The 14,869-nt window shown below is 34.5% G+C and carries 18 protein-coding genes and 2 tRNA genes; 8 read left to right on the top strand and 12 right to left on the bottom strand.

The window, feature by feature from the left end; all coding sequences use genetic code 11:
• Positions 1 to 6 precede the first annotated feature (6 nt).
• The 10 genes from KKI44_RS08955 to KKI44_RS08910 all read right to left on the bottom strand — a co-directional run bounded on the left by KKI44_RS08955 (position 7) and on the right by KKI44_RS08910 (position 7,232).
• On the bottom strand, positions 7 to 612 hold the full coding sequence (locus KKI44_RS08955; RefSeq protein WP_214590688.1) for a hypothetical protein: 606 nt from the start codon (positions 610 to 612) through the stop codon (positions 7 to 9).
• Between the two features lie 121 nt (positions 613 to 733).
• Complete coding sequence (locus KKI44_RS08950) at positions 734 to 1,399, bottom strand: hypothetical protein (RefSeq protein WP_214590687.1); 666 nt, start codon at positions 1,397 to 1,399, stop codon at positions 734 to 736.
• 11 nt (positions 1,400 to 1,410) lie between these two features.
• Positions 1,411 to 1,965, bottom strand: coding sequence for a hypothetical protein (locus KKI44_RS08945; protein WP_214590686.1), 555 nt, complete (start codon positions 1,963 to 1,965; stop codon positions 1,411 to 1,413).
• 96 nt (positions 1,966 to 2,061) lie between these two features.
• Positions 2,062 to 2,445 carry a tetratricopeptide repeat protein gene (locus KKI44_RS08940; RefSeq protein ID WP_214590685.1) on the bottom strand — a complete coding sequence of 128 codons (384 nt, stop codon included), beginning with the start codon at positions 2,443 to 2,445 and terminating at the stop codon, positions 2,062 to 2,064.
• A gap of 111 nt (positions 2,446 to 2,556) precedes the next feature.
• Positions 2,557 to 2,853 (bottom strand): hypothetical protein, encoded by a 297-nt coding sequence (locus tag KKI44_RS08935; protein ID WP_214590684.1) that lies wholly within the window; start codon positions 2,851 to 2,853, stop codon positions 2,557 to 2,559.
• Positions 2,854 to 2,937: 84 nt separating this feature from the next.
• A tRNA-Lys gene (locus tag KKI44_RS08930) sits at positions 2,938 to 3,010 on the bottom strand.
• A 5-nt stretch (positions 3,011 to 3,015) separates the two neighbouring features.
• Positions 3,016 to 3,088 (bottom strand) — tRNA-OTHER (locus KKI44_RS08925).
• Positions 3,089 to 3,095: 7 nt separating this feature from the next.
• Positions 3,096 to 4,412, bottom strand: coding sequence for a hypothetical protein (locus KKI44_RS08920; protein WP_214590683.1), 1,317 nt, complete (start codon positions 4,410 to 4,412; stop codon positions 3,096 to 3,098).
• 40 nt (positions 4,413 to 4,452) lie between these two features.
• Positions 4,453 to 4,884, bottom strand: a complete 432-nt coding sequence (locus KKI44_RS08915; RefSeq protein ID WP_214590682.1) for a hypothetical protein — start codon at positions 4,882 to 4,884, stop codon at positions 4,453 to 4,455.
• A 293-nt stretch (positions 4,885 to 5,177) separates the two neighbouring features.
• Complete coding sequence (locus KKI44_RS08910) at positions 5,178 to 7,232, bottom strand: M3 family metallopeptidase (RefSeq protein ID WP_214590681.1); 2,055 nt, start codon at positions 7,230 to 7,232, stop codon at positions 5,178 to 5,180.
• Between the two features lie 212 nt (positions 7,233 to 7,444).
• Between KKI44_RS08910 and KKI44_RS08905 the strand changes: the two genes are divergently transcribed.
• A complete protein-coding gene (locus KKI44_RS08905) occupies positions 7,445 to 7,978 on the top strand; it encodes an SRPBCC family protein (protein WP_214590680.1) in 534 nt (177 codons plus the stop codon).
• A gap of 58 nt (positions 7,979 to 8,036) precedes the next feature.
• Here KKI44_RS08905 and KKI44_RS08900 read toward each other — a convergent pair whose 3' ends face one another.
• Positions 8,037 to 8,405: a DUF805 domain-containing protein gene (locus tag KKI44_RS08900; protein ID WP_214590679.1), complete on the bottom strand. Its 369-nt coding sequence runs from the start codon at positions 8,403 to 8,405 to the stop codon at positions 8,037 to 8,039.
• 138 nt (positions 8,406 to 8,543) lie between these two features.
• Here KKI44_RS08900 and KKI44_RS08895 point away from each other — a divergent pair, with 138 nt between their 5' ends.
• From KKI44_RS08895 to rimM, 4 genes are all read left to right on the top strand, one after another.
• Positions 8,544 to 8,993: a hypothetical protein gene (locus tag KKI44_RS08895; RefSeq protein WP_214590678.1), complete on the top strand. Its 450-nt coding sequence runs from the start codon at positions 8,544 to 8,546 to the stop codon at positions 8,991 to 8,993.
• A 233-nt stretch (positions 8,994 to 9,226) separates the two neighbouring features.
• Positions 9,227 to 9,739 carry a nitroreductase gene (locus KKI44_RS08890; protein ID WP_214590677.1) on the top strand — a complete coding sequence of 171 codons (513 nt, stop codon included), beginning with the start codon at positions 9,227 to 9,229 and terminating at the stop codon, positions 9,737 to 9,739.
• 225 nt (positions 9,740 to 9,964) lie between these two features.
• Positions 9,965 to 10,519 carry a 30S ribosomal protein S16 gene (locus tag KKI44_RS08885; protein ID WP_214590676.1) on the top strand — a complete coding sequence of 185 codons (555 nt, stop codon included), beginning with the start codon at positions 9,965 to 9,967 and terminating at the stop codon, positions 10,517 to 10,519.
• 12 nt (positions 10,520 to 10,531) lie between these two features.
• Complete coding sequence (rimM, locus tag KKI44_RS08880; protein WP_214590675.1) at positions 10,532 to 11,074, top strand: ribosome maturation factor RimM; 543 nt, start codon at positions 10,532 to 10,534, stop codon at positions 11,072 to 11,074.
• A 21-nt stretch (positions 11,075 to 11,095) separates the two neighbouring features.
• Here rimM and KKI44_RS08875 read toward each other — a convergent pair whose 3' ends face one another.
• Positions 11,096 to 12,052 (bottom strand): XRE family transcriptional regulator, encoded by a 957-nt coding sequence (locus tag KKI44_RS08875; protein ID WP_250902184.1) that lies wholly within the window; start codon positions 12,050 to 12,052, stop codon positions 11,096 to 11,098.
• Between the two features lie 90 nt (positions 12,053 to 12,142).
• Here KKI44_RS08875 and KKI44_RS08870 point away from each other — a divergent pair, with 90 nt between their 5' ends.
• From KKI44_RS08870 to asnS, 3 genes are all read left to right on the top strand, one after another.
• Positions 12,143 to 12,613: a hypothetical protein gene (locus KKI44_RS08870; RefSeq protein WP_214590674.1), complete on the top strand. Its 471-nt coding sequence runs from the start codon at positions 12,143 to 12,145 to the stop codon at positions 12,611 to 12,613.
• A gap of 18 nt (positions 12,614 to 12,631) precedes the next feature.
• The gene (locus KKI44_RS08865; RefSeq protein ID WP_214590673.1) at positions 12,632 to 13,231 is read left to right on the top strand and encodes a CDP-alcohol phosphatidyltransferase family protein; all 600 of its coding nucleotides are present in this window, start codon (positions 12,632 to 12,634) and stop codon (positions 13,229 to 13,231) included.
• Between the two features lie 134 nt (positions 13,232 to 13,365).
• The gene (asnS, locus tag KKI44_RS08860; protein WP_214590672.1) at positions 13,366 to 14,814 is read left to right on the top strand and encodes an asparagine--tRNA ligase; all 1,449 of its coding nucleotides are present in this window, start codon (positions 13,366 to 13,368) and stop codon (positions 14,812 to 14,814) included.
• Positions 14,815 to 14,869: the final 55 nt, after the last annotated feature.

Here is a 14,869-nt window from a genome sequence, read left to right as displayed (position 1 = left end):
CTTATTTTAAAGTCTGAAAATTAAACCTTTATAAAACTTTGTGCAGTCGTACAGCTCCTTAAAATCGGGAAAATAATTTTCTTGATAAAGTTCTGTATTTCCGGCGTTGAACTTCTGTTCTGCAAAGGAAAACAGATCTTTATGATTAATCTGTAAATAATCAGATAAATAATCTTCCTTCTTTTTATTAATAAATCCTGTGAAAAAAATTCCATAGATCAGGAAGCGGTTGAAATCTTCCGTATTGCATTTGTAGCCTAAATATTGTGTTGAATATTTTTCATAATCTGAAATAAGGGTGTTGAAATTTTCCACTTTTTCTGCATTATTTATTTCATAAAAAATATCAAATCCGTGTACGAAAAGCTGGGTTTTCATTTCTTCCGGATCAGAAATGTATTTTGATGCAAACCAATTGAAAATATCTTCCACTTCATCTTTATTAAGACTTTCTGCATTCTCCTGAACTTTCTTTTTAATAAGCTCAAAACTTGTTTTTTGATTTTCTTTAAAAAACTGAAGTGCACCTTCTTCTTCGCGGCAGATTTTATTGTATAGATTGATCTTTGCGGCAACAGGATTGGTTTTGATGAAATAAAGTTTTTCTGCCATAATCTTATGTATTGCCTTATTTTTCAGCAAATTTCAAAACTAAGGTAGTGAAAAATTTCACATGAAAATGCAGATTGGTATTATTTTATACACTTTACAGGTGTTTTTATTATAAGTTTTACTATTTGTTGAAAATGTTTAAATATTTTAGTTCATCTTTTAAAACAACTTCCTGAATGGCTTTATTCATCATGCTTCGAACGATGGAAAGGGGATGATCGGGAAAATCACTGTCATATTCTTCTCTTTCAGATTTGTTCATAAGAGTTCCGGATCTGAACGAAGGTTCGTACGGATCTTCAAACCAGTTTTTAAGTCCATTATCATCGAATGTAACTTCGCCGTTTTGGAGAAATCTGCTTAGTATCAGATTATCTCTTATCCCTGTTGTTCCGGTTTCAACAGCCTGAGCTTTGATGACGAAACTGCAGTTTTCAAAAGGAATGGTAACCGATGCAAGATACGTCATCCCATGTTCTTCCTGCGGAATTTTAAAAATGATTTTTACACTGGGTATGTTATGAAGATTAAATAGTGAAACCTCAACAATACCACCGCCGGAAGCTGAAATGGAATGTCTGTGAAAATTTCTTAATTCATCTGCATTTTTAACAGTTGGCAAATCAGGAGGAATATTGAAAAAATAGAGAGAAATTAAAGCGCTTTGCTCAGGATTCACCCACACAATACGTTCCGCATTCTGATCGACGATTTCCCATCCGAAAGTGGGGATAGAAACCGAATGGATGGTAACTTCCGGCTTTTTTCTTTTAAAGAAAGTAAACATAGTTATTGATTTTAAAGTTTATGATTTGCCGTTTTAAGGAATTTTATCAATTCGGCAAGTCCGTTTTGGGAAAACTGTATTTCATTCTGACTGTAGAATGTAGCTGGCAATTTCAGGTAATATTCCCATGTTTTCAGATCAGCATGGTAGTTGCTTCCTGTTTCAATACCGCTTTTGGTGGTGTATTTGTATTTGGTGTCGTTTTCAGTTTTGGAAGATGAGTTCTGCTGAATTTTTTCAAGCGCATTGATGAGTTTTTCGACTTCATCTTTTTCCAGAGTAATGGTCTTTCTGGAAATGTTGTCGAAAGTTTCGGAAAGTGTCATGATGCCCAAAACACTCAGCGTAGAATCATCCGACAAATCTTTAAGAACAATTTTCTGAAAATGAAGGTCTTTAAAGTCACCGAGTTTTATGATTTCTTTTTGAATTACCGTTTCTTTTTTTGAACTGAAGTTTTGATAATTTTTCTCCAGACCCACATTCAAAGGTTTTACAGTGGGAATCTGCGCTTTAAGAGCTGAAAAAATGATAATAAAAAATGCCGAAATAATTGTTTTCTTCATATAAGATGGTTATTATTTATGTTTTTTAAAAATGCTGAAATTACAGAAAAATTGGGAATTGATTATTAAACCGAATCATTATTTTAGATAAAATTCTCAACGCGACTCCGGATCAAAATGAGCTTTAAAAGTAAGCGGATCTTCTGTTTTGTCTTCTGCAATTTCCAAAAATTCATGATATTCTTCAGGATGCTTTCCCATGTAAGTCATCACAATTGCAAGATTAATAAACAGATTCTTATCCGCCGAACCCAGATTTAATGCCCTGTGAAGATATTTTAAAGCCTGCTCGTCTTCTCCCATATCAGAATAGATTGCACCGATGTTAATTAAGGCTGAAGTATTTTCCGGTTCTAGTGCTAAAATTTCATCTAGCTCTTTGATTAAAAGATCGTTAATTGCATCCCAATGATCTTCATTTTCCCATCTTTTTGCCTGAAGTTTTTTTACGTTTTGTAATCTTGTGTTTGTGTTACTCATGATTTTTATTTTTTTTCTAAAATTTCTGAACAAATGTTTTTGCCTTCATTGCACCGATAATCATATATAATATAATTTTTTCCTGTTTCTACAACTTCATATTCCGTTTTTTTACCAACATAAAATAAGCTGTCCGGCATTTTTTATTTCAGCCTCAAATTTACATTTACTCAGCATTTTTATATCACTTTCTATAATAACAGTTTTTCTTCCATAGATTTCAGTCATTTTATTATTATTGAATTTAACTTTAAAACCAGAGTTACCTTTTTCGTCCCTTGAAAAAGTTCCTTTTTTTATTAAATCGCAGTTGGGAATTTTATCTGAATCTGGGAAATCATTTCTTCTTTGAGATTGACATGTTGAATATAATGCCGTTAGAGTAAAAAGGATAATTTTAAACTTCATTAAAAGGAAATAAAGACAATTACATTATATTTTTATGAACACCAATCTTTAAAATATTAAAGGATTCATCGAATATAATTTTTGTTCTGATAACAGGGCTCGAACCTGTGTCCTCCCGGGTGAAGAGCCGGGTGCTCTGCCGCTGAGCTATACCAGATACGAAGATAAGTGTAGGGCTCGAACCTACGTCAATCCGGAAGAAGAGCCGGATATTCTGCCACTGAATTAACCTATCTTAATTTTTAATTTATTTTTCCAGAGAAAAATTTATTCTTTCTTAAAACTGCTGCCAAAAATGGATTTGAAACCGTTACTCCGTGTACAAGTTCGGGTGTCGGTTTAAATTTCGCAACTGAATGTTGTCTTGGTGCAATCCATCCGCATTTTTCGGGATCTATTCTTGCTTCTCGGCAAATATCTGTAATTAATTTTTTATTGCAAAATGCTTTCCCCTGAAAAACTTCCCAAGGTAGAGGAATCTTGTTCCATACTTCTGTATTAGGATCAATCTTACTGCCTGTTGCATAATGCCATGCAACAACATCAGCAGCCATTAATCTCATGACTTTTCCAAAGCAAATGTCTTCCAGAATAAAATCCATTCCCATTGCATAAATAAGATTCATCCAGTTGTCTCTTGCTTTATTCCATGCTCCGGCTGTATTATTCCAGGTTGTAGAATCATTTCCGCGTCTTACAGCCATTGTCTGGCGATTGATATTGTTTTTGTTCCATAACAATTCTAAAAAACCGGAGATTTCCTGAATAATAGATGTCCATTTGCCCAAGAGTTCGCCTTTTTGTTTATCACTTAAATGATTTAAAGTTGTATCGCTTGTGTAAATATGAGAAATTGCCCACCAATTTGTATTTTCAGGATTTTCTTTACATCTCCCGAATAAAATTTCGCAAATTTCATCAAATGGTCTCTCCTGACTTTGATTGGTAAATACACTTCTCATATTGCAGCGTGCATTATAATAAGCGATAAAACATGCAGTATTTAGATCAGATTGAAAATCCTCAAAACTTATCGTGTGAGCTAGTCCGTGTTTAGAAATTTTTTGAAACTCAAGCTTTTTAGTTTCCTGAATTAATGTTTTTAATTTCTTTTCGATCCTTTTCAGGAGACGCCATTTTTTATTGTAATTCCGTTTAGAAATATCCAGACCTATTTCTTTTCTTTGAATTTTGTTCAGCCTGTCTGTCTTAAAATTATTCTGACCAAAGGATTTAAAAATGAGGGGAGAAGTCTTATTTAAAAAATCTTCAATATCTTCTGTCTTACGACCATATTTGTCAGTTTTTTGAGTTTCAATCTTAAAGATTTCTATGGCTTTATTAATTTGGACTTCTGCACCAACTGTAGTTCCAAAACTTTCTAACATTGAAGTATAGCCGTACAGATTTCTATTCAGAGATCCTTTTGCTGCCTTTTCCAGAATTTGATTTTCATGAGTTGAAAGTTGAACTTTCATAAGTTCAACAATCATTTCCGCAACATCTTCCGGACGTCGTCGTTCATCTAAGGTTTTGTAAAGATCTTTGATATTGTACATTGTCACTTTTTATTTCAAATCTAATAATAAACTGTGAAAATTATTGATACTTCATTTTAAAATCAAGTCCATTTTCATATTCGGCAGGATTAAAAAAAGTAATAACTCCGATATCAGAATTCAGCCTTTGTTTCAAATCATTTAAATAAATTTCAGCTAAAGTAATGGTTCCGTCAATAGTTAAACTGAAGACAGTTTTATTATCATCTGTGATATTGACGCCAAATGAAATTTTATCAGGATTATTTACATATTGATTCCAGTAAAATGTCTGGTCAACATGATCTTTATTTACAAAATAATCGATCATCTCTTTATTGCTGGTAAAGCCTTCTTCGCTATCTATTCTGGAAGTATAATCTAAATTCAAAGACTCATATTTAGGCAGATAAAGATGTAAAAGTTCAAAAATTTTTTCGGTTGATTTTCCGTCAAAATAAACCTGACAGACAATGTCTTTAATTAATTCCATGGTTTTAATTTCGAATTGGTTTAAAACGGATTCTCAAATATAAATTTTAATTCTACGCAAAGTAAAACAATTTTTAAGATTAAAGAGAACAAGCATATTTCCGTTATGTGCAGATGATGAAACGTGCGCTTCATAGCAGATGAAATCTGCCTCACTTTGCTTTACTTAAATATTTAGCTCTGAATATAAAGCTTTGCGTTTCAGATTTATAATTAAGAATAGCTTAAATTTTCATTACGGATTTTTAAAATAAAACCATTAAGCTCAATAACTTAATGGTTTTAGAAATGTTTTTATCCAAACGCTCTCTTCAGCAAACTTTCCACTTTCGGTTCGCTTCCTCTGAAATTCTTGTATAGCTCCATCGGATCTTTTGTACCGCCGGAAGAAAGAAGAACTTTGTATTTTGCAGCAATTTTAGGATTGAAAATTCCGTTTTCCTTGAAATATTGAAACGCATCTGCATCCAGAACTTCCGCCCATTTGTAAGAATAATATCCCGCAGAATATCCACCCTGAAAAATATGTGAAAAACTCGGACTCATCGCCGTTTCAGGATTCGCAGGATATAACTGTGTTGCTTTTGTATATTCATCCTCAAACTCCTTTACACTTTTATTCTCCAACTCTTCAACTTTAGTATGGTAATTCATATCCAGTAACCCGAAACCAAGCTGCCTCAAGGTCTGATAACCTTCCATAAAGTTTTTAGACTGGGCGATTTTCTCAATTTTTTCATCCGGCAAAACTTCTCCTGTTTTGTAATGTTTTGCGAACGTTTTTAAGAATTCCGGTTCGTAGCAGAAATTTTCAAGGAATTGAGAAGGCAGCTCCACGAAATCCCATTTTACGGAAGTTCCGGAAAGAGTAGGGTATTGCGTATCGGCAAGCATTCCGTGAAGAGCATGACCAAATTCATGGAACAAAGTCGTTACTTCCTGAAACGTCAGTAAACTCGGCGTATCCTTCGTCGGCTTACTGAAATTACAAACGATAGAAATATGCGGACGGGAATTTTCGCCGTCTTTTTTGTACTGGTTTTTATAACTCGTCATCCATGCTCCCGCTCTTTTGCTTTTTCGCGGGAAATAATCTACATAAAGCAGCGCTTTGAATTGGGTTGATGGTTGTTTGTTGTCAGTCTGAGCGGAGTCGAAGACTTCTTTTACCTCATAAACCTTTACCTCTTCATGGTATTTCGGAATATCGTTTCTTTCCTCAAAAGTCAATCCGAAAAGTTGTTTTGCCAATCCGAAAACAGCATCCTGAACCTGATTTAACGGAAAATAAGGTTTTAATTCTTCATCATTGAGATCATATTTTGCTTTGCGGAGTTTTTCTGCATAAAAAGCGTGGTCATAACCTTGCATTTCTTCAATTCCGTCTGCTTTTGCCAAAGATTTCAACTCTTCAATTTCTTTGTCGGCATAAGGTTTTGCTTTGGTTAAAAGTTCGTTCAGAAAATCGATAACTTTTGTCGGAGATTTTGCCATTCTTTCCTCCAGAACGTAATCTGCATAATTTTTATAGCCTAATAATTCAGCTTTTTGCTGTTTTAAATTCAGCAATTCTTTAATTAAATTCTGATTATCAAATTCTCCGCCGTCGAAAGACTTTTTGCCGTTTGCCAAAGTAATTTCCTTTCTAAGCTCACGGTTTTCAGCATACGTCATGAACGGAATATAACTTGGATATTGCAGCGTTACCACCCATCCTTCCAGATTTCTTTCTTTGGCTTCTTCTGCATATTGTTCAAGAATAGCTTCCGGAATCCCCGCAAGATCTTCTTTATTGGTGATATGTTTAAAATAATTATTCGTTGAAGCCAATACATTCTGTCCGAACTGAAGCGATTTTAAAGACAAATCCATGCTGATTTTCTTTAATTTCTCTTTGTCTTCTTCATTTAATAAAGCACCGCTTCTCACAAAACCTTTGTACGTTTCCTCCAGAAGCATTTTCTGCTCTTCGTTGAGGTTATATTTCTCTTTTTCATCGTACACTTTTTTAATTTTACTGAAAAGAGCTTCGTTTTGAGAAATTTTTGAAGAATATTCTGTTAGAATCGGAGAAACTTCCTGTGCGATCTTTTGGATTTCGTCGCTGGTTTCTGCAGAATTTAAATTGAAAAATATATTGGAAACCACATCAAGCTGCTCTCCTGAATACGCCAATGCTTCAATTACATTTTCAAAGGTTGGTTCTGCAGAATTATTGGTGATCGCATCGATCTCTTCTTCGGATTTTTTAATTAATTCTTTAAAAGCAGGAAGATAATCTTCAGTTTTAATCTGATCGAAAGGTGCTGAATGATATGGTGTGGTAAATTTTTCTGTTAAAATATTCATATTCTGATTTTTAATTATTGTAAATTTAATGATTCTCCGGAACCGACAGCAAAAATGCTCAAAAATGATGCCTGAAAAGAAGTTGTGACAAAATTGATATTATTGTATAATCTTGTCATATGCAAAGTTAAGATGAAGCCGGATTGATTAATTTTGACAGTTAACTGAAGTCTTATTAAGATAAAATTATAAACTCCTAAAATAATATAACGATGAAAACATTTTTAAAGGCTCTTGGAATCATTATTTTGTTAATTGCAGTTTACGCTGTAGTTGCCATTTTGGCTTTCGGCAACAATTATCATTATGAAAAATCTATGGTGATGAACGCTCCGAAAGAAAAAGTCTGGAAACAGATCAGTTCCACAAAAGCATTCAACCAGTGGAATCCGTGGATGAAGTTGGATCCGAACATGAAACTTACGTACTCCGGAAATGAAGGACAGGTGGGAGATAAATATTGTTGGGACAGCAAAAATGATGATGCAGGAGCAGGATGTCAGGAAATAAAAGAATTGGTTGAAAATCAGAAACAAAAGACTGAAATGATTTTTGAAAGACCTTTTGCGGGACAGGCAACCTCAGAAATTACTTTATCTCCAGAAGGAAATGGTACAAAAGTAACGTGGACGATGGATACGGAACAAGATCCGATGATGAAAATAATGCGCCCGATGATGGATTACCAAATGGGAAAATCCTATGAAGAAGGTCTGAATAATCTGAAGAAATTAGTAGAAAAATAAAGATTTTTTACATCAAAATAAAATAAAGCCTTGTGAAATTTTTCACAAGGCTTTATTCTTAATATTCTTTTTGACCTATTTCATTGATAGAATTGTAATTTCCTTCACCTTTCGGATTGGGACCGTATTCATTCGGACCATGGTCGCTGTTTCCAAACAACATCCAAAGGGAATAGAAGGGAATAATCTGAAACCATCCTGAATTTCCTCTGTCGTGACATCTTTTTGCTCCTTGTGCTAACATAAACCACACTAGAGGAATAAGCAATAGTAAAAAGATAATAAGAAGAACTCCTGGAGGATCTTCGTTATTATTAATATTAAAATAAAGATTGAAGGGAACAGAAAATACTAAATAGATAAGATAGGATAGTCCATACTCTGTTCTTCTGATTCTTCCCTCGAAAGAAAATGGTGCTTTAAACATGGTATTTTAGTTTTATTTGTTAAAAAACAAATGTAGAAATTATTTTAAAATTTCAGTACCATATTTGGAATTGTTATTTTATGTTAAGCCGAGTAAGAATTATTGAAAAAATATTATCTTTATATAAAGATTTGATTCATGGAGAAGACCGTATTTGAGAAAAATAACATAAGAAATTATGTGAAGAACGTAATTGCCGAAAAAATTGAGAAACTTAAAAACTTTATTGAATTTACTCAGGAAGCAAGCCGTGATATAAAAAAAACTCCGAAATATGACAGCATGCGCGAGGAAATGCAGGAAGAAATCTACCAGATGCAGCGTCAGTTGGGCGCATTAAATGATCTCAGGAGAAATATGGCTAAAGTCCTGAATAATTCTACCGAAAGAGTTCAACTGGGTTCTCTGGTCATTACCAATAAGGCACGGTTTTATATTTCAGTTTCTTTAGGTGAATTTTTCTTCGAAGGAGACCGCTTTTACGCTATTTCATCTGAAAGCCCGATGGCAAAGAAAATGATGGGCATGAAACCCGGAGATGAATTTACGCTCAATAAAATCCATCAGAAAATTGTTGAGGTACTTTAATTTTTATGAATGATGAATGATGAATGATGAATGATGAATTTTTCAAACTAAACATTGCTGTCATTCTGAATGGAGCGTAGCGGAATGAAGAATCTATTTTGATGATATTACCGTTGAATATTCGTCAGAAAGACAAACAAACTTTTAAAATAAACGCGTAATCTAACTTATCAATAACTAAAAACTATCAGCTATCAACAGCCAGCCATCAACTTTTTCGTAATTTTACGCTCATGAATAAAGCAGAAGTTTTAAAAGAAATCATAGAGCAGAGAAGAAGTATATTCCCGAAAGATTATTCGGATACTGAAATTTCACAGGAAATTCTTGAAGAAATTTTACATTCGGCAACGTTAGCTCCCAATCATAAACGTACAAAACCCTGGCGTTTTAAAATATTCAGAGGGGAGGAAAAAGCAAATCTTTCTTTAGAAATGCAGTCGATTTACAAATTTACCCAACCTGAACATCTTTTTTTAGAAAAAAAATACAATGATATCGGCTTTAAAATCAATAAAGCAGATACCGTAGTCTCCATTGTTGTTAATTTCAGCGGAATGGTTCCGGAATGGGAAGAAATTGCCGCAGTTTCTATGGCGGTTCAGAATATGTATTTGACCTGTACAGCAAATAAAATCGGATGTTACTGGAGTTCCCCGAAAATCGTAGATCATTTAAAAGAGTCTTTAACGATTGAGGAAAATCAAAAATGTCTTGGGTTGTTCTACATGGGTAATTTGGACTAAATAGCCCTGATCGAACGGCACGTATGAGCTTTTTCCTTGGATTCCGGCGCGGCGAAGCCGCGCCGGAATCCAAGGAAAAAGCGAGTAGTGAGAGCAGGTTCCCGGCTCCAAAAAAAAAGAGAATTTACAAAACTTTTTACTGGAAACTTTTTACTTTGAACTTTTTTATTATCTTTGCACTCTTAAATATTTAACTGGGACGAGTTCCCGTAAAATTCAAACATTATGTCAGTAAAAATCAGATTACAAAGACACGGATCTAAAGGAAGACCTTTTTTCCACATCGTGGTTGCAGATTCTAGAGCAAGAAGAGATGGTAAATTCATCGAAAAACTAGGAACATACAACCCAATTACAAACCCTGCAACTATCGATTTGAACGTTGATTCTGCTGTAAAGTGGTTAAACAACGGTGCTCAGCCAACTGATACTGCAAGAGCTATTCTTTCTTACAAAGGAGCGCTTTACAAAAAACACTTACAAGGTGGTGTTGCTAAAGGAGCTTTTGATGAGGCTGAAGCTGAAAAAAGATTCAATGCTTGGGTAGAAGCTAAAGAAGCTAAAGTACAAGGTAAAGTAGACGGTTTGGCTACTGCTAAATCTGATGCTAAGAAAGCTGCTTTAGAAGCTGAAGTAAAAGTAAATGAAGCTAGATTGGCTGCTGCTGCACAGGCTGAAGCAGACGCTAAAGCTGCTGAAGAAGCTGCAAATGCACCTGCTGAAGAAACTACAGAAGGAGAAGCTGCTGCTGAATCTACAGAAGAAAATACTGAAGCTTAAGAAAAATCCGGTATGCGTAAAGAAGATTGCTATTTATTAGGAAAAATCACGCGCAGACACGGACTTGCGGGAAACGTTATCCTTAAACTGGATACCGATCAACCCGAGCTTTACAATAAACTGGAATCAATATTCGTTGAAATCAACGGATTATTGGTTCCTTTTTTTATTGAAAAATCATCCTGGAGTAAATTGGATGCTCTTAATATTGCCTTTAAAAATTCCTCGGAAGCTTTAGTGGATCAGTCATTGGGAAAAAATGTCTATCTTCCTCTCTCAAGCTTACCAAAACTTACCGGAAAGCAATTTTATTACCATGAAATCATCGGGTACGATATCCATGATGAAAATGATAACGACTGTGGAGTGATCCGTTCCGTAAACGATCAGACAGCACAGGTTTACTTTATCACCAATCTCGACGGAAAAGAAGTGGTAATCCCTATCATCAAAGACTGGATCTTAGAAGTGAACAGAGATGAAAGATTCATCAAAATGCAGCTTCCCGAAGGTCTTATTGATGTTTTCTTGGTTCCTTCCAAGAAAGACGAATAATTTTACAAATAATTTTGCTGCTTACATTTTAGTATTCAGTTTCTTTTTCAAATCCTCAATCTGAGTATACATTCTGTTAAAAAATATTTTTCGGTCCCGGTTTCCCGAAGTATTCATCGACTTTGAATTTTTAATCTGATGCTCAAAATAATTCAGTGTTTCGGTACATGTCTTTTCATCGTTAATCAGAATATAGCCAAACATATTGGTCGGAATGGCAAAGAGTGACTGTTGAGGATGATGAAAAAAGATGTCATTGGAAAGATGCATCAGTTCATTTTCATACAACTGAAATTTCGTATCGTTTTCTGTTTTTTCCTCAATATACTGTATAAGTTCCGTTAATTCATTTAAAATAATCCGAGCCTCACTCTGTTTCAGGTGCCCCGTTTCATAATAAAACAAAATTTGCTGTAGGATGCTCGAAATGGTACTGTTATTCCATAACTCAATAACATTCTGTTCCTCATATTTCTTCCTGAGTTCTTTCGTGTCGAGTTTAAAATCGGGAGGCGAAAACTGCAAAAAAGGAATGAAAACTTGTTTGGAATTAAGCAGATTCATCCATACATATACTTTAAAACGGGAAAGCATCGAATCTGAAAGCGTGTAGAAAAACGGAATATCTTTCGCCGAATAATAGATCGTCATTCCTTTTGAAAGAGGAAGATTTTCAAACACATTGAGATTGTTCTGGAAAAATGATTTTAAATCTTCTGTTTTCGTAACAACACTTGTTTTTCTTACGATAATCTGTCGGTCAGAAGTCTGAAACTGATCCAGAGAAATCTGAAAATACTTTGCCAGTTCCAAAGCTTCCTCTAAACTGAATTTTGCTTTCAGGGAAGTTCTTCGGTGTGCCGCATCGTAGCTGATATTGAGAATGTTGGCAATTTCGTCATTCAGAGATTTTTCGCCAATCTTTTTTCGGATTTCTTTAAGCAAACGTTCCTGATACATGATTTTTGCGATTTTCACAAATGTAGAGATTTATTTTAATTTTTTTTCGCATTTATGAAACAGCTTTTCAAGTATAGCTTTGAGGTGTAATTTTTAAAATAAGCAATCATGAAAAATTTTGTATTAATCATTGCGCTGTCTTTTTGCAGTTTTGTAAACGCACAAATCGGCAACAAAAAAGACTGGGCAATTATAGGATCAATTATTTGCACTCGTCTCGAATTAACCATCATGAATGATAAATCTTTTCTTTCTTTCGGTCCGAAAATTCCTCTTAATGAAAATAATTATGTGAGTTTAAGAGGGCATTTCAATTGGTGGGATACACCGGAAAGAAAATTTATTGTCATTCCGGAACTGGATTATTTTTACAAAATTGCAGATTTCAAAGAAAAAAGTATAATTACCAATTTATATACCGGCGCCGGAATTACTCCATATGCCGTATCACCAAAATTTGGAATAGTTTTTTACCATTTTATTTCTGCTGAATCAGGTTATAATATTGAATACGAACCTTATAAGTACTTTTCTACTTCAGGTTTCAGATTTTCTTTGGGATTTAATTTAGTCTTCTAAATCTTAAAAATAATTGAAATGAAAACAATACCCTATCTATTAATCGCCACAAGATTTTGTTTGGCTCCGGTCATTCTTTTATTAGCTTATTTTAAAGGAGAGCAATCCCGGTTTTTAATTTTAAGCTTAATGTATTTTGGTTTATTAACGGATATTTTCGACGGAATTATCGCGCGAAAAGTCGGTGTTTCTTCCGAAAAACTTAGAAGATTAGACAGTCAGACCGATTTGATATTCTGGCTATCTCTTGGATTTGCTTCTTACTTTTTAAATGCTGAATTAATAAAAAACGAATGGAAAGGAGTTACTCTAATTTTCGTAATGGAAGCACTTTGCTATATAATAAGCTGGCTAAAATTCGGCAAAGAGACCTGTACTCACGCTTTTTTATCGAAAATGTGGGGACTAAGTTTGCTGATCGCTTTTACCTATTTAATTGGATTTCAACAGGCAGGTTGGACTTTTTATCTTACCGTTATTTTAGGATTTGTTTCGCATATTGACGTAATTTTAATTATTTTAATCCTTCCCAAATGGCAATATGATGTTCCGAGTTCTTATCATGCATGGAAAATTAGGAAAGGAAAACAGCGAAAAAAATCGATTTTCTTCAATTGATTCTTATTTAAAGCATAATTTTTTGAGTAATTAATTGATAAATGAACTGAATTAAAACAGTGTAATCCTCAAATTGCGCTGTTTTTTTGTAACTTTGCAGACATTAATTTTTACAGAAAAATTTTAATCAACAAATGAAAAAGCAGACCATTAAGGAAATCCTACAGGATTACAAGAAAGTATTACATCATGACATTACGGTTTACGGTTGGGTAAGAACGTTCCGTGCGAATCGCTTTATTGCGCTTAATGATGGTTCTACGATTAATAATTTGCAGATTGTTGTTGATTTTGAAAATTTCGACGAAGAGATTATCAGCAAAATCAGTACAGCTTCTTCCCTTAAAATTGTAGGAGAAGTGGTGGAAAGTCAGGGAGCAGGACAGGCTGTTGAGATTTTAGCTAAAAAAATTACCATTTTAGGAGATAACTTCACGGAAGAAAGAGACAAAACGATTCTTCAGCCTAAAAAACACTCATTGGAGACTTTGAGAGATCAGGCGCATTTGAGATTCAGAACCAATTTGTTCGGAGCAGTTTTCAGAGTGCGTCATGCGGTGAGTTTTGCGGTACATTCTTTCTTTAACCAGAATCAGTTTTTCTACATCAACACACCGGTCATTACGGGAGCTGATGCAGAAGGAGCCGGAGAAATGTTCGGAGTAACGAATTTTGATCTGAACAATATTCCAAGAGATGAGCAGGGAGACATCGATTTTTCTCAGGATTTCTTCGGAAGAAAAACAAATTTAACGGTTTCCGGACAGCTTGAAGGAGAGACTGCGGCGATGGGATTGGGAAGAATTTATACTTTCGGGCCGACTTTCCGTGCAGAAAATTCAAACACAACCCGTCACTTGGCAGAATTTTGGATGATAGAGCCGGAAGTGGCGTTTAACAACCTTGAGGATAACATTGATCTCGCAGAAGATTTCTTAAAATATGTAATTAAATATGTATTGGATCACTGCAAAGATGATCTTGAGTTCTTAGACAAACGTTTTGAAGAAGAGCAAAAATCGAAGCCTGAAAAGGACAGAGCAAAAGAAGGTCTTATTGAAAAGCTTGAAAATGTAATTGCGAAACGTTTCAAGAGAGTTTCTTATACAGAAGCTATCGAGATCTTAATGAACTCAAAAGAAAATAAGAAAGGGAAATTCCAGTATCCGGTTGAAAACTGGGGAACCGATCTTCAGTCTGAGCACGAAAGATATCTGGTAGAAAAACATTTCGAAAGTCCGGTAGTTTTGTTTGATTATCCAAAAGAGATCAAAGCGTTCTACATGAAGCTGAATGAAGACGGAAAAACAGTTGCTGCGATGGACGTTCTTTTCCCGGGAATCGGAGAAATCATCGGAGGTTCAGAAAGAGAAGCCAGACTGGATGTTCTTAAGCAGAAAATGGCAGAAATGCACGTTGATGAGCATGAATTATGGTGGTATTTAGATACAAGAAAATTTGGTTCTGTACCGCACGCAGGATTTGGTCTGGGATTGGAAAGATTAATTCTTTTCGTAACAGGAATGACGAACATCAGAGATGTAATTCCTTTCCCGAGAACTCCGAAAAACGCTGAATTTTAATTTTTAATAAAAACATATAGAAATCTTTCTGAGAACATCGGAAGGATTTTTTTAT

Source organism: Chryseobacterium sp. ZHDP1 (assembly GCF_018603435.1).
Classification (GTDB): Bacteria; Bacteroidota; Bacteroidia; order Flavobacteriales; family Weeksellaceae; genus Chryseobacterium; species Chryseobacterium indicum.
Note: the sequence above shows the minus strand (reverse complement) of the source record. Positions and strands in the feature narration are given on the sequence as shown.

What these genes read in the sequence shown, in the direction of transcription:
- KKI44_RS08920 (WP_214590683.1), bottom strand. Translation starts at nt 4,412, where the DNA reads ATGTACAATATCAAAGATCTTTACAAAACCTTAGATGAACGACGACGT.
- KKI44_RS08915 (WP_214590682.1), bottom strand. Translation starts at nt 4,884, where the DNA reads ATGGAATTAATTAAAGACATTGTCTGTCAGGTTTATTTTGACGGAAAA.
- rimM (WP_214590675.1), top strand. Translation starts at nt 10,532, where the DNA reads ATGCGTAAAGAAGATTGCTATTTATTAGGAAAAATCACGCGCAGACAC.
- KKI44_RS08905 (WP_214590680.1), top strand. Translation starts at nt 7,445, where the DNA reads ATGAAAACATTTTTAAAGGCTCTTGGAATCATTATTTTGTTAATTGCA.
- KKI44_RS08900 (WP_214590679.1), bottom strand. Translation starts at nt 8,405, where the DNA reads ATGTTTAAAGCACCATTTTCTTTCGAGGGAAGAATCAGAAGAACAGAG.
- KKI44_RS08910 (WP_214590681.1), bottom strand. Translation starts at nt 7,232, where the DNA reads ATGAATATTTTAACAGAAAAATTTACCACACCATATCATTCAGCACCT.
- KKI44_RS08955 (WP_214590688.1), bottom strand. Translation starts at nt 612, where the DNA reads ATGGCAGAAAAACTTTATTTCATCAAAACCAATCCTGTTGCCGCAAAG.
- asnS (WP_214590672.1), top strand. Translation starts at nt 13,366, where the DNA reads ATGAAAAAGCAGACCATTAAGGAAATCCTACAGGATTACAAGAAAGTA.
- KKI44_RS08870 (WP_214590674.1), top strand. Translation starts at nt 12,143, where the DNA reads ATGAAAAATTTTGTATTAATCATTGCGCTGTCTTTTTGCAGTTTTGTA.
- KKI44_RS08895 (WP_214590678.1), top strand. Translation starts at nt 8,544, where the DNA reads ATGGAGAAGACCGTATTTGAGAAAAATAACATAAGAAATTATGTGAAG.
- KKI44_RS08885 (WP_214590676.1), top strand. Translation starts at nt 9,965, where the DNA reads ATGTCAGTAAAAATCAGATTACAAAGACACGGATCTAAAGGAAGACCT.
- KKI44_RS08865 (WP_214590673.1), top strand. Translation starts at nt 12,632, where the DNA reads ATGAAAACAATACCCTATCTATTAATCGCCACAAGATTTTGTTTGGCT.
- KKI44_RS08935 (WP_214590684.1), bottom strand. Translation starts at nt 2,853, where the DNA reads ATGAAGTTTAAAATTATCCTTTTTACTCTAACGGCATTATATTCAACA.
- KKI44_RS08890 (WP_214590677.1), top strand. Translation starts at nt 9,227, where the DNA reads ATGAATAAAGCAGAAGTTTTAAAAGAAATCATAGAGCAGAGAAGAAGT.
- KKI44_RS08945 (WP_214590686.1), bottom strand. Translation starts at nt 1,965, where the DNA reads ATGAAGAAAACAATTATTTCGGCATTTTTTATTATCATTTTTTCAGCT.
- KKI44_RS08950 (WP_214590687.1), bottom strand. Translation starts at nt 1,399, where the DNA reads ATGTTTACTTTCTTTAAAAGAAAAAAGCCGGAAGTTACCATCCATTCG.
- KKI44_RS08940 (WP_214590685.1), bottom strand. Translation starts at nt 2,445, where the DNA reads ATGAGTAACACAAACACAAGATTACAAAACGTAAAAAAACTTCAGGCA.